This is a genomic window from Streptomyces sp. NBC_01390, from assembly GCF_045040105.1.
Taxonomy (GTDB): domain Bacteria; phylum Actinomycetota; class Actinomycetes; order Streptomycetales; family Streptomycetaceae; genus Streptomyces.
In genome coordinates, this window is the sequence record NZ_CP109551.1 from 2317443 (window position 1) to 2335731 (window position 18289).

Annotated in this window: 17 protein-coding genes; 4 read left to right on the forward strand and 13 right to left on the reverse strand. The window is 70.9% G+C overall.

The features are described 5' to 3' along the window. Window positions 1-133: 133 nt before the first annotated feature. The 4 genes from fxsA to OG241_RS10420 form a co-directional block, all read right to left on the reverse strand. Window positions 134-733: an FxsA family membrane protein gene (fxsA, locus tag OG241_RS10405; protein WP_405814939.1), complete on the reverse strand. Its 600-nt coding sequence runs from the start codon at window positions 731-733 to the stop codon at window positions 134-136. Window positions 734-824: 91 nt separating this feature from the next. After that, complete coding sequence (locus OG241_RS10410; RefSeq protein ID WP_405814940.1) at window positions 825-1619, reverse strand: polyprenol monophosphomannose synthase; 795 nt, start codon at window positions 1617-1619, stop codon at window positions 825-827. Between the two features lie 537 nt (window positions 1620-2156). Then, window positions 2157-3773, reverse strand: a complete 1617-nt coding sequence (locus tag OG241_RS10415) for an amidohydrolase (RefSeq protein WP_405814941.1) — start codon at window positions 3771-3773, stop codon at window positions 2157-2159. Window positions 3774-3838: 65 nt separating this feature from the next. Next, a complete protein-coding gene (locus tag OG241_RS10420; protein WP_053740313.1) occupies window positions 3839-4279 on the reverse strand; it encodes an Lrp/AsnC family transcriptional regulator in 441 nt (146 codons plus the stop codon). 268 nt (window positions 4280-4547) lie between these two features. Here OG241_RS10420 and OG241_RS10425 point away from each other — a divergent pair, with 268 nt between their 5' ends. Continuing rightward, a complete protein-coding gene (locus OG241_RS10425; RefSeq protein WP_405814942.1) occupies window positions 4548-4994 on the forward strand; it encodes a hypothetical protein in 447 nt (148 codons plus the stop codon). Window positions 4995-5433: 439 nt separating this feature from the next. Here OG241_RS10425 and OG241_RS10430 read toward each other — a convergent pair whose 3' ends face one another. After that, window positions 5434-6606, reverse strand: coding sequence for an acyl-CoA dehydrogenase family protein (locus OG241_RS10430; RefSeq protein ID WP_405826127.1), 1173 nt, complete (start codon window positions 6604-6606; stop codon window positions 5434-5436). Window positions 6607-6927: 321 nt separating this feature from the next. Here OG241_RS10430 and OG241_RS10435 point away from each other — a divergent pair, with 321 nt between their 5' ends. Further along, entirely contained in the window at window positions 6928-8184 is a 1257-nt protein-coding gene (locus tag OG241_RS10435) for a glycoside hydrolase family 18 protein (protein WP_405814943.1), read from the forward strand. Window positions 8185-8238: 54 nt separating this feature from the next. Here OG241_RS10435 and OG241_RS10440 read toward each other — a convergent pair whose 3' ends face one another. From OG241_RS10440 to OG241_RS10450, 3 genes are all read right to left on the reverse strand, one after another. Further along, complete coding sequence (locus tag OG241_RS10440) at window positions 8239-8898, reverse strand: TetR/AcrR family transcriptional regulator (protein ID WP_405814944.1); 660 nt, start codon at window positions 8896-8898, stop codon at window positions 8239-8241. A gap of 118 nt (window positions 8899-9016) precedes the next feature. After that, a complete protein-coding gene (locus OG241_RS10445) occupies window positions 9017-9160 on the reverse strand; it encodes an SCO1431 family membrane protein (RefSeq protein WP_405814945.1) in 144 nt (47 codons plus the stop codon). Window positions 9161-9325: 165 nt separating this feature from the next. Then, window positions 9326-10693, reverse strand: a complete 1368-nt coding sequence (locus OG241_RS10450) for a peptidase C39 family protein (RefSeq protein ID WP_405814946.1) — start codon at window positions 10691-10693, stop codon at window positions 9326-9328. A gap of 226 nt (window positions 10694-10919) precedes the next feature. On the opposite strand from OG241_RS10450, the gene OG241_RS10455 reads away from it, so the two are divergent. Together OG241_RS10455 and OG241_RS10460 are read left to right on the forward strand one after the other, a co-directional pair. After that, entirely contained in the window at window positions 10920-11540 is a 621-nt protein-coding gene (locus OG241_RS10455; protein ID WP_405826129.1) for a uridine kinase, read from the forward strand. A 430-nt stretch (window positions 11541-11970) separates the two neighbouring features. Next, on the forward strand, window positions 11971-13836 hold the full coding sequence (locus OG241_RS10460) for an AAA family ATPase (RefSeq protein WP_405826131.1): 1866 nt from the start codon (window positions 11971-11973) through the stop codon (window positions 13834-13836). Window positions 13837-13890: 54 nt separating this feature from the next. On the opposite strand, the gene OG241_RS10465 is transcribed toward OG241_RS10460, so the two are convergent. From OG241_RS10465 to OG241_RS10485, 5 genes are all read right to left on the reverse strand, one after another. Beyond that, window positions 13891-14976 (reverse strand): hemolysin family protein, encoded by a 1086-nt coding sequence (locus tag OG241_RS10465; RefSeq protein ID WP_405814947.1) that lies wholly within the window; start codon window positions 14974-14976, stop codon window positions 13891-13893. After that, the gene (locus OG241_RS10470; RefSeq protein WP_405814949.1) at window positions 14973-16343 is read right to left on the reverse strand and encodes a hemolysin family protein; all 1371 of its coding nucleotides are present in this window, start codon (window positions 16341-16343) and stop codon (window positions 14973-14975) included. Before OG241_RS10470 ends, OG241_RS10465 begins: the two co-directional genes overlap by 4 nt. 201 nt (window positions 16344-16544) lie before the next feature. Continuing rightward, window positions 16545-17027, reverse strand: a complete 483-nt coding sequence (locus OG241_RS10475) for a PH domain-containing protein (protein WP_405826133.1) — start codon at window positions 17025-17027, stop codon at window positions 16545-16547. 46 nt (window positions 17028-17073) lie between these two features. Continuing rightward, on the reverse strand, window positions 17074-17931 hold the full coding sequence (gene hisG / locus OG241_RS10480; protein WP_405814950.1) for an ATP phosphoribosyltransferase: 858 nt from the start codon (window positions 17929-17931) through the stop codon (window positions 17074-17076). A 73-nt stretch (window positions 17932-18004) separates the two neighbouring features. Continuing rightward, complete coding sequence (locus OG241_RS10485; protein WP_006378313.1) at window positions 18005-18277, reverse strand: phosphoribosyl-ATP diphosphatase; 273 nt, start codon at window positions 18275-18277, stop codon at window positions 18005-18007. Window positions 18278-18289: the final 12 nt, after the last annotated feature.

Below are 18289 nucleotides of genomic sequence, written 5' to 3' on the forward strand. Positions count from 1 at the left end.
GGCGTGCGGTATCTGCGGTTTTGCGTTTTCCAGAAGCTTTTGACCGCAGCGGTGACCGCAGCCGCCGGAACCGGGGGCGATGGGACGGACAGGCGCCCAGGAGGCGCGGGCCCGTCCCATGCGCGGACAGGCGTCAGCCGGTCAGCGGCGGGCGCCGGTCTCCCGCGGTGCCGCCCGTCCCGTCCTCCCGGACGACCTCGCCGTGGATGACCTCGCCCTGGACCACCTTGCCGTCCGGGCGGTGCATCCTCGCCTGCTGGAAGGCGTCTCCCAGGGTGCCCGGGGTCGCCTCCCTCAGCTTGCGCTCGAAGGTGCGCTCCGCGTAGCGGCTGATCGCCTTCTGGAGCGGGGGGATCAGCAGCAGCAGGCCCGCCGCGTCCGAGATCAGGCCGGGCAGCATCAGTAGCAGACCGCCGAACATCAGCAGGCCGTTGCCCTCGCTGCCGCCGGGGCGGGTCGTGCTCGCCGGCGGTGTGCCGTCCTGCTGCTGTCGCAGCGTCTCGGTGAGGTTCCGGAAGGCCCGGCGGCCCGCCCGCTTGATCACCACGGAGCCGAACACGAAACCGGCGACCAGGAGCAGGAAGACCGTGAAGCCGCTCGCCGCGCCGGCGACCACGGTCAGCAGCCAGATCTCCAGCACCAGCCAGGCGGCGATGCCCAGCGGCAGGAACGTGCGCAGCCGGGAACGCCGCGGCCGGGCGGGGTAGGTGGGGGTCGGTGCGCCAGTCGTCATGCGTCCAGTGTGCCTGGGCCGGGCTCAGTACAGGATAAGAGGATGATCAACAGCGCCTGTGACGTCGTACGGGCACACCGGCGAAGGACTGCTACGGCTTCCAGGTCCTGCCCCGGACCCGGTTCACTCGCTCCCCCACGCCCCAGGTCGTGACCCGCCACAGGGCCTCGACCAGGATGTCGCGGCTCATCTTGGAGTCGCCGTGCTCGCGCTCGACGAAGGTGATGGGCACCTCGACCACGTGGTAGCCGGCTCTGATCGCGCGCCGGGCCAGGTCGACCTGGAAGCAGTAGCCCTGCGAGGCGACCTCGTCGAGGCCGAGGCCTTCGAGGGTCTCGCGGCGGAAGGCGCGGTAGCCGCCGGTGACGTCCCGGATGGGTACGTCGAGCAGGACCCGGGAGTAGAGGCTGCCGCCGCGGGAGATGAACTCGCGGGACCTGGGCCAGTTGACCACCCGGCCGCCGGGCACCCACCGGGAGCCGAGGACCAGGTCGGCGCCCTTCAGGGCGGTCAGCAGACGGGGCAGTTCCTCGGGCTGGTGGGAGCCGTCGGCGTCCATCTCGATCAGGACGCCGTAGCCGTTGTCCATGCCCCACTGGAAGCCCGCGAGGTAGGCGGCGCCGAGGCCTTCCTTGCCCTTGCGGTGCAGCACCTGGACCTGGTCGTCCCCGGCGGCCAGTTCGTCGGCGAGCTTGCCGGTGCCGTCGGGGCTGTTGTCGTCCGCCACGAGAACGTGCGCGTCGGGGACAGCCTCGCGCACCCGGCCGACGATCTTCTTGATGTTCTCCGCCTCGTTGTAGGTCGGAATGATCACCAAAGCCGTGCCGAGCGGGCCGAACCGCCGCTCCTGGGCCTCTGCCGCGAGAGTCCCGTCGCCGTCGTTCACTGCTGCCCCTTCGAGTCCGTACGCAGAGGTCCACCATAGTCGGCACGGCCTGCGCCGATGTGTCAGCACATGCCTACGGGGGTGTCTATTCGACAAGAGCCGGGTAAGCGAGTCCGCTTCGTCGCCTGTGCGCACTGCGGATCGGGGCCCGGCGCCCTTCGGGCCGACCTGGGACCCGCTGGCTGCGGGTCGACCGAAAGCCGTTGTCTACTGGACGTCCGGGCCCCACCCGGGTCACACCTTGCCGACCGGGTGGAACGTTCCGTCGCCGTGGCGCGGGCGCTGAGCCTGGCTGGCAGTGGTGGTGCGCCGGTGCGGCACACCATCCCTGACCCAGCGGCGCTGCGGCGACTGCGCGGACGTTCCCCGGTCGGGCGTCCGGTGGTGGACCCGGCAGAACCTACCGGCCATCCGCCGTCGGCTGTCAACAGCCGCTTGAACTGCGGTTCTTCCGACAACTGCCTGGTCAGGGCCGAGGATGCGCAGGTCGCGCGACGGCGTGTCGGCCACCCGTCCGTACCGCGCCACCCCGGTAGATCACTCGCCCGGCCGTACGAACACGGTCCGTCCGCCCACCACTGTGCGCAGGCAGACGGGGAGGTCGGCGCCCGGGGTGAGATCGGGCAGGCCCGGGGTGCCGGAGCGCGGGTCGGTGGACCAGCGGGCGACCCGGTCGTCGGGGGCCTGGACCACGAGGGCGTCGGCGCGCCAGACGGCGTAGTCCGCGGGCGCGCCCGGCACCAGAACGCCGGCGTCGTCGCGCCCGACGGCACGCCAGCCGCCGCGGGTATGGGCCGTGAACGCCGCGCGGACCGAGATGCGGTGCTCCGGGGTGCGGTGGAAGGCGGCGGCGCGGACCGTGCCCCAGGGGTCGAGCGGGGTGACGGGGCTGTCCGAGCCCAGGGCGAGCGGGACGCCGGCCTTCAGGAGGGCCGCGAAGCGGTTCAGGGCCCGAGCACGCTCCGCGCCCAGGCGCTGGGCGTACATGCCCTCCTCGCCGCCCCACAGGGCGTCGAAGGCGGGCTGCACGGACGCGGTGAGGCCCAGCTCGGCGAAGGCGGCGATGGTCTCGGGGGTGAGCATCTCGGCGTGCTCGACGCGGTGCCGGGCGGCGCGGACCCGGGCCAGGCCGACCTTCTCGGCGGCGGCGCGCACGCCCTCGACCACGGAGGTCACGGCGGCGTCCCCGATGGCGTGGAAGCCCGCCTGGATGCCTGCCTCACTGCAGGCGACGACGTGGGCGGCGACGGCCGCGGTGTCCAGGTAGGCGGTGCCCGTACGGCCCGCCTCGTCGCTGTACGGCTCGTGCAGACAGGCGGTGTGCGAGCCGAGGGCGCCGTCGACGAACAGGTCACCGGCGGCGCCGACCGCGCCCAGTGCACGCGCCCTCTCGACCCCCTCCTCGCCCTGCTGGGCCCAGTAGCCGACCACCCGGGGGCCCGGCTCCTCGGCGGCGAGACGCAGCAGCCCGGTGAAGTCGTCCTCCGAGGAGATCTCCGGCCCCCCGCACTCGTGTACGGAGCCGATGCCGAGCGAGGCGGCACGCGCGAGGGCGGCCCGCTGGGCCTCGGCGCGCTGTGCCGGGGTGACCGCGCCCAGGGCCGCGGCCCGCACGGTGTGGTGGGCGTCGCCGGTCAGCGGGGCGTCGGAGCGGCCGGTGTCGCCCCGTACCAGGTCGAGCAGTGCGGTCGTCACGACCGCCGAGTGGACGTCGATGCGGCTGAGGTACAGCGGGCGGCCGCCGGTGGCCTCGTCCAGTTCGGCGCGGGTCGGAGGCCGGCCGCCGGGCCAGCGGGCGGCGTCCCAGCCGTGGCCGAGGAGCACCCGGTCGGCAGGACGGGCGGCAGCGAACGCGCGTACGAGGGTGAGGGCCGCGTCCAGCGAGGGGGCGTCGGACAGGTCGAGGCCGGTGAGCGCGAGTCCGGTGGCGGTGGTGTGCACGTGTGCGTCGGTGAACGCCGGGGTGACGAGGGAGCCGTCGAGGTCGATCACCTCGTCCGCCGCGCCCGCGACCGCGTCTGCGGCGCCTTCCGAGCCGACCCAGGCGATATGGCCGCGCTCGACGAGCATCGCGGTCGCGAAGGGGTCGGCGGGGCTGTGGACTTCGCCGCCTCGCAGAAGGACGGTGGCGGGCGGTACCGGGCGTTCACTCATGAGGAACAGTTTCTCGTGAGCGCCCGGCGGACCCGCACCTGGGGCGTGTCGGTCGTGCCCGCCGATCAGATCTTCGGCGGTCGGGCCTCGTACGGCGTGGACAGGACCACCGTCGTGCGGGTCGAGACGCCCGCGAGCGTGCGCACCCTGGCCAGTAGCTCCTCCAGCTCGTGGGGAGTGGCGACACGGACCTTGAGGATGTAGTTCTCCTCGCCCGCCACGCTGTGGCAGGCCTCGAGCTCCGGGACGTCCCGGAGGCGTTCCGCGATGTCGTCGGGGGCGCTGGGATCGAAGGGTTTCACCGAGATGAAGGCCGTCATGGGCAGCCCCACGGCCTCCGGGTCGACGACCGCGGCATAGCCGCGGATGACGCCTCGCTGTTCCAGCCGGCGCACTCGCTGGTGCACGGCAGACGTGGACAGGCCCGTGGCCTTGCCCAGGTCGGTGTAACTCATCCGCCCGTCCTTGACGAGCAGCTGCACGATCTGTCGGTCCAGCTCCTCCATGGCGGAGAACCTACAGTGCGGTTGATCTCCTCCGATACCTGAGCGGTGCTGGTCATGCCCTGTTCGTGATGTGACGGCCGGTGCCCTGTGAGCCGGATGAGGGACAAAAGCATCGCCACGGGCACCTGCGGACGGCATGTGACGAACGCCACAGCCCTCGAACGTGCTCCGTGATGGTCTCGTGATTACCGCCGAGACCGGGCGGGAAGTGCTTGCTGTGGCCGAGGCCGCAGTTGCCTGGACGGCCCAGCCCGAGGGGGAGTAACCCATGCAGAGTCTTAAGCGCCCTGGTCGCACCGCGCCCAAGAGGCCCCAGTTGGTCGTCGAGCCCGAGCCGGAATACATCGGACCCGACGCACCCGACGCACTCGATGGCGAGGAACTCGACGACTACGACACCTTCGAGATGTTCCGGGTGATCTGCCCGGACTGCACACAGCCCATCGCGCTGCTCGCCGACGAGGAGAGCCTGCCGGAGCACGCGCTGTGCGCGTCACCGTGGAACCCGTTCGGGCTCACGGTCTGCGCCGGTACGGGCCGCGCGGCGGCCGACGCCCGGTCCGCGGACGAGTCCGCGGAAGCCCAGGAGCAGCACACCGCCCTGCTGTTGACGCTCCCTCAGGGGCTCGACTGGCGGACCCAGCCCTTCTCGCACGTCGGCGGCCCGGGCTCACGCCCGATGCGGGCCCCCGAGCTGCGGCGTCACGCCGCCTGAGGGCATCCACTCGCATTCCGCTCGAACTCTCCCGACCGCCCCTGCACCATGGCTCGTACGCCGCCGTGGCGCGGGTCGACTACGGGCGTGTGCCGTCGCGAACGCAGAGCCGAATCCGGGGCGCGGTGACCTGAACGACCGTCACCGCGTTGCCCTGGCATGACGACCCCCAGGTACGCGGCGCCGGGACGTTTCCGCCAGGTCTACGACACCGGCCCGGCAGAATCGGTTCCGCAGAGTTCGCCGAACCAGAGCTCGCCGAACCAGAGTCGGCCGAACCAGGGCCGAGCGAATCCTCCGGCCCCGCCCGACCCGCCCATCTACCGTGCCTTGATGCGCACTTGGGCCGACCGTGGCCGCACCCTGCCGGGACGCTATGACCCGGAGTGGGTCCGGCTCGCGGCGCCGCCGGTCGGGCTCGGGATCGTGATCGACCCGTTCAGCGTGTCTCAGGGCCCGCCACATGACGGGCGATGACCATCCGCTGGATCTGGTTGGTGCCCTCGACGATCTGCAGGACCTTGGCCTCGCGCATGTAGCGCTCGACCGGGAAGTCCGCGGTGTAGCCGTAGCCGCCGAGCACCTGGACGGCGTCCGTCGTGACCTTCATCGCGGCGTCGGTGCACAGGAGTTTGGCCATCGCCGCCTGCTTGGCGAACGGCCGGCCGGTGTCGCGCAGCCGTGCCGCCGCGAGATACAGCGCCCGGCCCGCCTCGATCTGGGTGGCCATGTCGGCGAGCATGAAGCGCAGTCCCTGGAAGTCGGAGATCGGCCGCCCGAACTGCCGGCGCCCGGTCGCGTACGCCACCGCCTCGTCAAGGGCCGCCTGGGCCAGGCCGATCGCACAGGCCGCGATGCCGAGGCGCCCGGAGTCGAGCGCGGCCAGGGCGATCGCGAAGCCCTGCCCCTCCTCGCCGACGCGCCGGCTTCCGTCGAGCCGGACCCCGTCGAAGTTGACCTGCGCGGTGGGCGAGCCCTTGAGGCCCATCTTCCGTTCCGGCGCCGCGGCGCTCAGCCCCTCCGCGTCGGCGGGGGCCAGGAACGCGGTGATTCCCCGCGGGCCCTCCTCGCCGGTGCGTGCCATGACCGTGTAGAAGTCGGCGACGCCGCCGTGCGTGATCCAGGCCTTGGTGCCGGTGAGAACCCAGTCCTCGCCCTCCCTGACCGCCTTGGTGCTCAGGGAGGCGGCGTCGGAGCCGGACGCGGGTTCGGAGAGGCAGTACGCGCCGAGGAGGCCGCCGCCGAGCATCGCGGGCAGGTGCTCGGCCTGTTGTGCCTTGGTGCCGTAGTTCGCGAGGGCGTGGCAGGACAGCGTGTGCACGCTGACGCCGAGCCCGACGGTGAGGCGGGCCGCGGCGAGCTCTTCGACGACCTGGAGGTAGACCTCGTAGGGCTGGTCACCACCGCCGTGTTCGGACGCGTACGGGAGGCCGAGCAGCCCCGACTCCGAGAGCAGGGCGAAGACTTCGCGCGGGAAGCGACCGGCTTCCTCCTCCTCGGCGGCCTTCGGGACGATCTCGCGCCCGGTGATGTCACGGACGAGCGAGATCAGGTCCCGGGCCTCGTCCGTGGGCAGTTGACGGTCCACCGGCTGCGGGGCGTGGTCGGGCATGTCGACGCTCTCCTCCCTGTCGGGCGCGACGGCACACGCGAGCCCGAGTAGGGGGCGTCCGCCGGTCTCACTGGTCACGGCCGATGCTGGCCCTTCCGGGTCGCGGAAGCGGTCGGGGAACGGCTGTGGAGCTGCGAGTATGCCCGATCGGCGGCACGACGTCACCGGTTAACGAGCGTTTATTCGATCACATCCCGGCGCACCCGCCTCGACCTGGAATTGGTCCGAACCATTGACCGTAGTGGTCTAGTCCACTTACTGTGCCCGCAGTTCCCGGCATCACCTACCCCGTGCTCCCCTCCCTTCCGAGGAGACAGCTCCATGCACCGACCGCATCTCCCCCGTGTCCGCTTCAAGGCACTTGTGTCCGCCGCCTGTTGTGCCGTTCTCGGCGCCGGGCTGCTGGCCGGCGCGGGCACCGCGACCGCCGCCCAGACAGCCTCGAAGGCCGCCGTGCAGCCCATCTCTAAGGCCGCCGGCTCCAAGGTCGTCGGCTACTTCACCGACTGGGGCACCTACGACCGCAAGTACTACGTCAAGAACATCGAGACCTCCGGGTCGGCCGCCCGGCTGACCCATATCAACTACGCCTTCGGCAACGTCACGGGCGGCAAGTGCGCGATGGGCGACGCCGATGCGGCGACCGGCCGCGCGTACACGGCCGCCGAGTCGGTGGACGGAGTCGCCGACACCGCGAGCCAGCCGCTGCGGGGCAACTTCAACCAGCTGCGCGAGCTGAAGAAGAAGCACCCCAAGCTCAAGGTCCTCTGGTCGTTCGGGGGTTGGACCTGGTCGAGCGGATTCGGCGAGGCCGCGCAGAACCCGGCCGCGTTCGCCAAGTCCTGCTACGACCTGGTCGAGAACTCTCAGTGGGCCGATGTGTTCGACGGTATCGACATCGACTGGGAGTACCCCAACGCCTGCGGCAACACCTGTGACACCAGCGGCAGGGCGGCCTTCAAGAACGTGATGGCGGCGCTGCGGGCGAAGTTCGGCTCCGGCGACCTGGTCACGGCGGCGATCACCGCCGACGCCACCTCCGGCGGCAAGATCGACGCGGCGGACTACGCGGGCGCGGCCAGGTACGTCGACTGGTACAACCCGATGACGTACGACTACTTCGGCGCCTGGGCGGCCACCGGCCCGACGGCACCGCACTCGCCGCTGAACTCGTACTCCGGCATTCCGCAGGAGGGCTTCTACACCTCGGCGACCATCGCGAAGCTCAAGGGCCTCGGCATCCCGGCCTCCAAGCTGCTGCTCGGTATCGGCTTCTACGGGCGCGGCTGGACCGGCGTCACGCAGTCGGCGCCCGGCGGCACAGCGACCGGCCCCGCGGCGGGTACGTACGAGGCCGGCTCCGAGGACTACAAGGTGCTCAAGACCAAGTGCCCCGCGACCGGCACCGTCGGCGGGACGGCGTACGCCAAGTGCGGGAGCGACTGGTGGAGTTACGACACCCCGGCGACCATCGGGACGAAGATGGCGTACAAGAACCAGCAGGGGCTGGGCGGCACGTTCTTCTGGGAGCTGAGCGGCGACACCTCGAACGGTGAGCTGATCAGGGCGATCAAGTAGGCGCACCCGGAAGGCGGTTGGGGCGGAGGCCACGAGCCTTCACCCCGACCGCCGTCAGCTGTCCCGGCGGGCCGGCTCCGGTGTCACGTACGTCGGGTCGAGTTCCTCGATGGCCCGCATGGCGCCGCCCAGCATCTTCACGAGGAGTTCGCGCATGATGTCGCGGGAGAGGTCCGGCCGGTCGATCCAGTCGAGGGTGGCGCCCTCCACACTGCACACCCAGCCGAACAGGCCCATGCGGGCCAGCGGGGCGATGTCCTGTCGGCCGTACGCGCCCTCGGCGATGGTCGCGACGATCGCCGCGCGCACCCCGTCCCGGAGGGCCTGCACCTCGGCGTCGAAGCCGACACCGCCGCTGACGATCGTGCGATAGGCGGCCTGGTTGTGCTCGGCGAAGCGCAGGTAGGCGTCCATGGTGCGGTGCACACGGTCCACGGGGGCGTGATCGAGGCCGCTGGACGCGAAGGTGACCAGGTCGGCGACCGAGTCCTCGACGATGGCGAGGTAGTAGCCGCGCTTGGACTGGAAGTAGTAGTAGATCAGTCCCTTGGCGACCTGCGCCTGACGCGCGATGTCGTCCATCGACAGCGCGTCGTACGACCTGTCGGCGAACAGCTTCCGTCCGATGGCGATGAGTTCGGCGCGACGCGCTTGGGAGCGGTCGGTGCCGCGGGCCCTCGGACGCTCGGCGGCGGACTGGCGACTACTGTTCAATTTGGGGCCCTGGTCTCCAACTGCGGGCGGGACATCCGAAGTATGGCAGACCCGAGCCACCTGCACGTTCGACTCTGATCGACGGAGCGAGCACCTCGTTCGCGGCGGATCGCACCGGTCAGATCAGGCCGAGCTGGGCGACGAGCATGGCGAGCACGACGACGAACGTCCAGCCCATGACGTGCTCGAAGATCTTCGGGCCGTCTTCTCGGGGGCCGCCGGTACGGGTGCGGGAGGGGGCTGCGGCAGTGGTCGCGGTCATGGCATCTCGCTGAGGTCGGTGTGCGATGGACTCCCCCCACCGTTGCTTCCACCTTGCCATTCATCGGGGCTTTCACGCCGGAGACGTTGGTCACATCCAGTCGGAAAACGGACAGCCCCCGGTCTCCCGGGGGCTGTCCGCACGCCGTCACACCCTCTCCTCGGCTCAGCGCACACCCACCGCCGCGAGCGCGGCGAGCTGGGCGGCGGTCGGCCGCGCCGGGAAGTACAGGTAGCAGACGCCGCCGGTGCCGGACACGACCTTGCCGCTGGCGTTGTACCGCTTCGTCCGCAACCAGATGTTCTCGAACTCGCGCCGTGCGTAGACCCGGCGCACGGCCTGGTCGGTCGCCGAGAACGGGTCGTTGGCGATCACGTCGCCGTCGGCGGTGAAGCCGATGACGGTCATCAGATGGCCGGACGTGCCGTAACCCGCCCCGGTCAGCTCGGTCTTGAGGAACGACTGGGACGTTATGGCCGGGATACCGGCCGCGATCAGAGTCTGCAGGTCGGTGAGCGAGCCGAGCCGGGTGACCACGCCCTGGAGGTCCTTGTAGGTCGCCGCGTAGGCCGCGTTGAAGGGCCAGTTGCCGCAGCCGGCGTACTGGAAGTCGTAGGTGAAGCGGGCCGCGTGGCACACCTGCGGGTCGGCGTAGGCCGGGTCGACCCAGGCCAGTTGTGCCGCCATGGGCTTCCGGCCCCAGTACTCGATGATCATCTGCGAGGAGGTGGGGCTGCACCAGGCCTCGCCGCCGTTGTCGTACTCGGGGTACTGGCCGCTGTGGATCTCCTGCGAGTAGCGCGGGACGATCAGTTCCCGGGCCGGGCCGGGCGCCGACGCGGGGACCGTGAAGCGGTCCGGGACGTCGGAGCCCATCGCGCCCAGCCGCCAGACCGTGGGGGTGACCGTGGTGCCGGGCTTGCGGTAGAGAGTGAGCCGCAGCCGGTACGAGACCAGCCGCAGGCCCGTGGCCGGGTCGTCGATGGCGAAGGTGTCGGTCCAGACCGTGCTCTTGTCGTCGGTCTGGTCGTCGACGGAGGTCCGCTTGATGTCCTGGTCGCCGGACGCCCAGCGGCCCATCACGTACCAAGGGGTGGCGGTGCCGTCGGAGTACGTCCCCGCCAGTTCGACCTGGATCCAGGTCCCGGCCGGGGTACGCGCGTTCCAGGACGCGATGACCTCGGTGGCGGGCACGGTGAGCCGGTGCACGACGGACGTCCAGGTCGCGTACTCCCAGGCCGCCGTCGTACCGGTGTGCGGATCGGTGTAGTCGACCGTGCCGACCGGAGCGCCGATCACGACCCCGGGCCGCGCGCCGTCCACGGCCCGGGCGCCCTTGGCCGTGCCGCCGGCACACCAGTCCGCGTACGAGGTCCAGGCACGGTTGTCGACGGGTCGGGCGGCGTCGGGCTCGGCCTCGTGGCCGGTCACGCCGGGGGTGTCGGCGACAGCCGGACCGGCGGTGCCCGCGACAGCGGCGGCGACCGCCGCGGCGAGGACGGTTCTGCGGGACGGCTCTTCGGCTCTGCTCATGGGCGGGTGACCCCCAGGTGTCCTAGGCGGGCGGGACAGTGCACGGATGTGCGCCCACTATGACCGCCGATGACCTGCTCCTGCCAGCACTTCGGGCCGTGCCGCGCTCAGCAATATTGGTCTCGACCATTGGCGCGACCTGGAGCGTGAGCGGCGGCGGACCTCGACCGGTCCCTAGAATGACCCTCGGCAATATGTCCGAATCCCATCGCCCCCGGGAACCGCCATCCACGACCTCGCCCGCACCCTGCGCCGGCTGCCGCCCTCCTGTGGCCCGGTCCGGCTGATCGCCGTCGACGGCCACGCGGGCTCCGGGAAGACCACGTTCACCGGACGGCTGGCCGCCGCCCTCGGCGGGGCACCCGTGCTGCACCTCGACGACATCGCCACCCACGACGAGCTGTTCGAGTGGACGAGTCGCCTGGTCGGCCAGGTGATCGAGCCGCTGCTGCGCGGCGAGGACGCCTCCTACGCCCCCTACGACTGGACGTCCCGGCGCTTCGGGCCGCCCCGGACACTGCCGGCCGCGCCCGTGGTGCTGCTGGAGGGGGTCGGGGCCGGCCGCCGGGCGGTACGGCCGTTCCTGGCGCGACTGCTGTGGATGGAACTGGCGGACGAGAAGGCCTGGGCACGCGGCAGGTCGCGGGACGGGGCGGAACAGAGCGAGTTCTGGGCCGAGTGGGTCGGCGCGGAACGGCGGCACTTCGCCGCGGACCCTTCACTTCCGTTCGCCGACCTGTTGGTACGGCAGTGCGGCGAGGGGTACGAGGTGCTCCCGGGGCCTGCCAGTGCCGTTGGATCAGACCAAAATCTCACTCACGGTGACGGGCCGTCCGCTGTGTGCTGAACTTGTGAAGACCCTTGCCGCGCAACTTGTCCGAGTGCCCCAACTCGGCTTGACCGGTGGGCCGTACAGGACTTACGTTCTCAATGCGCGGCCCTTTGGAGCCGCCCGCAGTCGCGAAGCCCCCGGTTGTTCCCCCGTGATCGGGGGCTTCGTTCTGTCCGCGGGCCGTTTTTCGGCCGCTCCGAGGCTCGATCTGTTCACCCTCGGTGACCGCGCCGTGTGCGCCCCATCTGCTCCCACCTCGTCAAACGGCCTGTGCGGCACCCTGCTGCGGGCACGTGCCGCGCAGGTACGATGCCCTCGGTGCGACTCGGACGGCTGCTCTGCGCACCGTTGCAACTCCCGTCCGCGGCACAGCGGTTCGACCAAGCTGCCGACGGGCACCGGCCTGTCGGAGAGGCAATCGGGGGCACGGTTCGTGGGGGACGTGATGGACTTCGGCACGCAGGGCCCCGAGGCCCCGGCCGACCTCGCCTGGCTGCGAGGTGTGGACGCCTACACGATGGGCGCCTATCCGCAGGCGGAGGAGGAGTTCCGCACCGCGGTGCGGATGGATCCCGGGATGGCCGACGGCTGGCTCGGACTGCACGCGCTGCGCGTCGACACGACGACCGCGCTGCTACGGATGTTCCGGCACCGGGAGCGCTTCGGGGAGCAGCGCGCACGCCACCGCCGGACCCTCAACTCCTGGTACTGGCTGGGCTGGTGGGTGCAGCCGGTACTCGAAAGCCCGCGCGATCTGCTCCTCGCGCACGCCTCGCACTGGCTGGACGGCCGCCATGTGCCGGAGCTGGACCGGGCGTTGGCCGGTCTGCCACCGGTGGACACCGACCCGCAGGTCCGTTTCCTGCACGCCTGCCGCGCCTATCTGGTCAAGGACTGGGAGCAACTGGTCCGGCACACCGACTCGTTGATCAACGACGCGATGCTGGGCATCGAGGCGGGCCTGTTCGGCGGTATGGCCCGGGTGCGGCTGGAGATGTACGGGCAGGCGGAGCCGCTGCTGTCTGCGGCGCTGATGCGCTGTCGCAGCGAGCAGCCGCAGCGCAAGGAGCTGCGGTACTGGCTGGCGCGCGCCCACGAGGGTACGGGCCGCTCGGCGGCGGCCCTCCCCCTGTACCGGGCGGTGCACCGCGTGGACGCCGCCTTCATGGACACCTCGGCGCGGCTCGCCGCGATCTCCGAGGGCGACGGGTACGACGAGGCGGTCGACCTCGCGGGGATCACGCTCACCGGGATCGGCCAGGAACTACTGGAGAGCCCGGACGGCATCGATCCCCTGTTCGGCGGCGAGGGGCGCGACCTGAAGCTCTCGGAGCCCGAACTCCCGCCGCCCGGCGGCCCGTTGCCGTCCGCGACCGACCCGGTGCGCGAGAAGGCCACCCTCCCGGTACAGCCGCTGCCGACCGGCCCGACGGACCCCGCCCTTCTCGACGAGGCGCTGGCCCAGCTGGAGTGCATGGTGGGCCTGGAACCGGTGAAGCGGCAGGTGAAGGCGCTCTCCGCCCAGCTGAACATGGCACGGCTGCGGGCGGGACAGGGACTGCCGGTACAGCCGCCGAAGCGGCACTTCGTCTTCTCGGGCCCCTCCGGCACCGGCAAGACGACGGTGGCCCGCATCCTCGGCCGGGTGTTCTACGCACTGGGACTGCTCGGCGGCGACCATCTGGTGGAGGCGCAGCGGGCCGACCTGGTCGGCGAGTATCTCGGCCAGACCGCGGTGAAGGCCAACGAGCTGATCGACTCCGCGATCGGGGGCGTCCTCTTCGTCGACGAGGCTTACTCGCTCTCCAACTCCGGGTACGGCAAGGGCGACGCGTACGGCGACGAGGCCCTGCAGGTGCTGCTGAAGCGGGCCGAGGACAACCGGGACCACCTGGTGGTGATCCTGGCCGGCTATCCGGAGGGCATGGACCGGCTCCTCGCCGCCAACCCCGGGCTGTCGTCCCGCTTCACGACCCGCGTCGACTTCCCCTCGTACCGCCCACTCGAACTCACCTCCATCGGCGAGGTACTGGCCGCCGAGAACGGCGACGTGTGGGACGAGGAGGCGCTGGACGAGCTGCGCTCGATCGCCGGACACGTGGTCGACCAGGGGTGGATCGACGAGCTGGGCAACGGGCGGTTTCTGCGGACCTTGTACGAGAAGAGCTGTGCGTACCGGGATCTGCGGCTGTCGGTGTATCCGGGGACACTGACCCGGGACGATCTGTCGACTCTGCGGCTGCCGGACCTCATGCAGGCGTACGGGGAGGTCCTGTCGGGGCGTGGGCCGCAGGATCCGTCGGCCCTCTGACGATCCGATCCGGCGAGTACCGGGCGCGCTGTGAGTTCGGCGCCCGGTACCGCGCTAACCCGCCAGTGCCTCCTTCTGCGCCGGCGACCTGGGCTCCGTCACCTTCGGCGCCGGCGGGGTCTGACGGTGGGCCGGGTCCCGCACCTCGCCGACCAGGAGTTCCAGAACGTCCTCCATGGCGACCAGGCCGATCACCCGGCCCGAACCGTCCGCGACCTGGGCCAGATGGGTCGCCGCCCGGCGCATCACCGTCAGCGCGTCGTCCAGCGGGAGTTCGGAGCGCAGCGTCGTCATGGCACGCCAGATGTGCTGCGGCACCGCCCGCTCCGAGTCCTCCAGGTCCAGTACGTCCTTCACGTGCAGGTAGCCCATGAAGGCGCCGTTGTCCGCCACCACCGGGAAGCGGGAGTAGCCGGTGCGGGCGGTGAGGGCGACGACCTGGCCCGGGGTGACCGACGGGCCCACCGTCACCAGGGACTCGCGGTCGAGAAGGACGTCGGTGACCGGGCGGGAGCCCAGTTCCAGCGCGTCCTCCAGGCGTTCCTGCTCACCGGGGTCGAGCAGCCCGGCCTGGCCGGCGTCCTCCACCAGCCGGTTGAGCTGTTCGCTGGTGAAGACCGCCTCGACCTCGTCCTTGGGCTCGACGCGGAAGAGCTTCAGGACGAGTCGGGCACAGGCGCCCAGGCCCACCGTGACCGGCCCGCACACCCGGGCGAAGGCGACCAGGCCCGGGCTCAGCCAGAGCGCGGTCTTCTCGGGTGCCGCCATCGCCAGGTTCTTCGGGAGCATCTCCCCGATGACCAGGTGGAGGAAGACCACGAGCGCGAGCGCGATGACGTAACCCAGCGGGTGGATCATGCCCTCGGGCAGGTGGACCGCCTCGAAGACCGGTTCCAGCAGGTGGGCGACGGTCGGTTCGGCGACCGCGCCCAGGGTCAGGGAGCAGACGGTGATGCCGAACTGGGCCGCGGCCATCATCTGCGGCAGCCGTTCCAGGCCGTACAGCACCTGGCGGGACCGTGCCGTGCCCAGCGGTTCGATCTGGCTCCGGCGGACGGAGACCAGCGCGAACTCGGCGCCCACGAAGAAGCCGTTGGCGAGCACGAGGAGGAGGGCGAAAAGGAGTTGGAGAACGCTCATCGGGCCGCCTCCACCGCGAGATCGGCCGTCTTCGTGCCGGCCGTGCTGCCTGTGCTGTCCGGGGCGCTGATCAGACGTACCCGCTCGGCCCGGTAGTGGCCGACCTGGCGGACCGACAGGCGCCAGCCCGGCAGTTCCGCCCGGTCGCCGGGGACCGGGATCCGGCCCAGCAGGTCGGCGACGAGGCCGGCGACCGTCTCGTACGGGCCCTCCGGCACGTCGAGGCCTATGCGCTGGAGGATGTCGACACGGCAGCTGCCGTCGGCGTCCCAGGCGGGGCGGCCGTCCTCGGGCGGGGCGGCGGCGAGTTCGGTCGGTTCGTTGAGCACGTCGTCGTGCTCGTCGTGGACCTCGCCGACGAGTTCCTCGACGATGTCCTCCAGGGTGACGACACCCGCCGTACCGCCGTACTCGTCGACGACGACGGCGATGGGCTGCTGGCTGCGCAGCAGTTCGAGCAGCGGCTGCACGGGGAGCGTCTCGGGGACCAGCAGCGGCGACTTGGCGATCCGGCCGACCGGCGTACGCAGCCGGTCCCCCGCGGGCACCGCGAGGGCGTCCTTGAGGTGGGCCATGCCGACGATCTCGTCGATCCGCTCCCGGTAGACGGGGAAGCGGGACAGGCCGGTGGCCCGGGTGAGGTTGACGACGTCCTCGGCGGTGGCCGACGACTGCAGCGAGCTGACCCGCACGCGCGGGGTCATCACGTGCTGCGCGGTCAGCTCGCCCAGCGACAGCGTCCGTACGAAGAGGTCGGCGGTGTCCTGTTCCAGCGTGCCGGCCTGGGCCGAGTGCCGGGCCAGGGAGACCAGCTCGCCGGGGGTACGGGCCGAGGCCAGTTCCGCGGTGGGTTCGACGCCCAGGGCGCGGACCAGACGGTTGGCCACCGCGTTGAGCCCGGCGATCACCGGGCGGAAGAGGCGGGAGAAGGCGTGCTGCGGGCCGGCCACGAAGCGGGCCACCTGCAGCGGCCTGGAGACCGCCCAGTTCTTGGGCACGAGTTCGCCGATCACCATCTGCACGGCGGCCGCCAGCAGCATGCCGACGACCACGGCGACACCGGACGCGGCGCCTTCGGGGATGCCGATCGCGGTGAACGGGCCGTGCAGCAGCTCCGCGAGCGCCGGCTCGGCGAGCATGCCGACGACGAGGGAGGTGATGGTGATGCCGAGCTGGGTGCCGGAGAGCTGGAAGGACAGCTCCTTGAGGGACTCGACGACCGTACGGGCCCGTCGGTCGCCCTCGGCGGCGGCCTTCTCGGCGTCCGGCCGCTCGACCGTGACAAGGCCGAACTCGGCCGCCACGAAGAAGCCGTTGGCCAGGATCAGCACGAATGCGGCTCCGAGGAGCAGCAAAGGGGTGGTCATGATGCCGCCGCCTCGATATGTCGGGAGGGGGCGGCGCAGGTACTACAGGACGATCCGTCCATCGCTGGAAGGAGTCACTCCTCGGGTAGCAGGGGGCCTCTGAAGACCGGGGGGAACATCAGTGGCGGAGGCGCGTGAATACGCCTCCGCCAACAGATTAATCAAGACAAGGGCCTCTGCGGCAGGGTGGATGGCCCTGAGTCAGCCCTGATCTTGCTCGGGGTCGCCCGCGGACCGCTCCTCGGCGAGCGCCCGCAGGGTGCGCGCGTCCTCGATGGCACGCTGTTTGGCGATGCCGGGCTGGATGCCGAGCGCGGGCAGACTCGTGCCGTCGCTGAGGTCGAGGAACACCCAGGGGTCGCCCGGCCGGAGGTTCACCCGGAGGATCTCCGCCCAGTCCAGCCGCCTCTTGCTCGCGATGTTGACGACGGTGACTCCGGCCTCGTCGGCGACCACCTTGGGCCGGGACAGGAGCAGGAGCACACACGACAGCAGCGCGGCGGTGAATACGAAGCTGAGGCGCTCCCCGGGGCTGAGGTTCTCCAGGAGCAGCGCGACCGTCGTGATGACGACGAAGATCGCGAGGCTCGCGGTGACCAGCACGACCCGGGTGCGGCCCGGCCGGAAAGTGACGGGCAGCGCCGGCCCGGCGGGCGGTACGGGTGTGGTGGGCTGATCCTGCATCGGCGTACGGTCCCTGTCGCTCACGGTGTCGGTCGTCTTCCGTGTCTCAGAGACGGCAGGCGTGGATGGCCGTGGTCAGGATGGCGCGCGCGCCGAGGTCGTACAGATCGTCCATGATCCGTTGGGCCTCCTTGGAGGGGACCATCGCACGGACGGCGACCCAGCCCTCGTTGTGCAGCGGCGAGACGGTCGGCGACTCCAGACCGGGCGTCAGGGCGACGGCCTTCTCCAGCTGCTCTACGCGGCAGTCGTAGTCCATCATCACGTACGTCCGGGCCACCAGGACACCCTGGAGGCGGCGTAGGAACTGCTGAACTTTCGACTCAGCGGATTCGTCGGCCTCGGCGCCGACCCGGCGGACGACGATCGCCTCGGACGTCATGATGGGCTCGCCGAACACCTCCAGGCCCGCGTTGCGCAGGGAGGTACCGGTCTCGACGACGTCCGCGATGACCCCGGCGACACCGAGTTCGATCGCCGTCTCGACGGCGCCGTCGAGGTGCACGACGGAGGCGTCGACGCCGTGGTCGGCGAGGTGCTTGGCGACGATCCCCTCGTACGAGGTGGCCACGGTCAGGCCGGCCAGGTCCTCGATGCCGGTCGCGGCGCCGGGCTTGCCGGCGAAGCGGAAGGTGGACCGGGCGAAGCCGAGCGGGAGGATCTCCTCGGCGTTGGCCCCGGAGTCGATGAGCAGGTCGCGGCCGGTGATGCCGATGTCGAGGCGGCCGGAGGAGACGTAGATCGCGATGTCGCGGGGGCGGAGGTAGAAGAACTCGACCTCGTTCTCCGGGTCGACGATCCGCAGTTCCTTGGACTCGCGGCGCTGCTGGTAGCCGGCCTCATGCAGCATCGCCGACGCGGGGCCTGACAGGGAACCCTTGTTGGGGACGGCGATGCGCAGCATGAGGTCGGCTTCCTTTGTGTGTGGGGTGAACAGAGTGGCGTGAACGGTGTGATGTGTACCGGGCGGGCGACGTTTACAGGTGGGCGTACACGTCGTCCAGCGAGATTCCGCGGGCGACCATCATCACCTGGACGTGGTAGAGCAGCTGCGAGATCTCCTCGGCGGCTGCTTCCTTCCCCTCGTACTCGGCGGCCATCCATACCTCGGCGGCCTCTTCTACGACCTTCTTGCCGATGGCATGGACGCCCTTGCCGACCAGTTCCGCGGTGCGGGAGGTGGCGGGGTCGCCCGTGGCGGCCTTGTGCTGGAGCTCGGTGAACAGCTCCTCGAACGTCTTATTGGACATGGTGACGTTCAC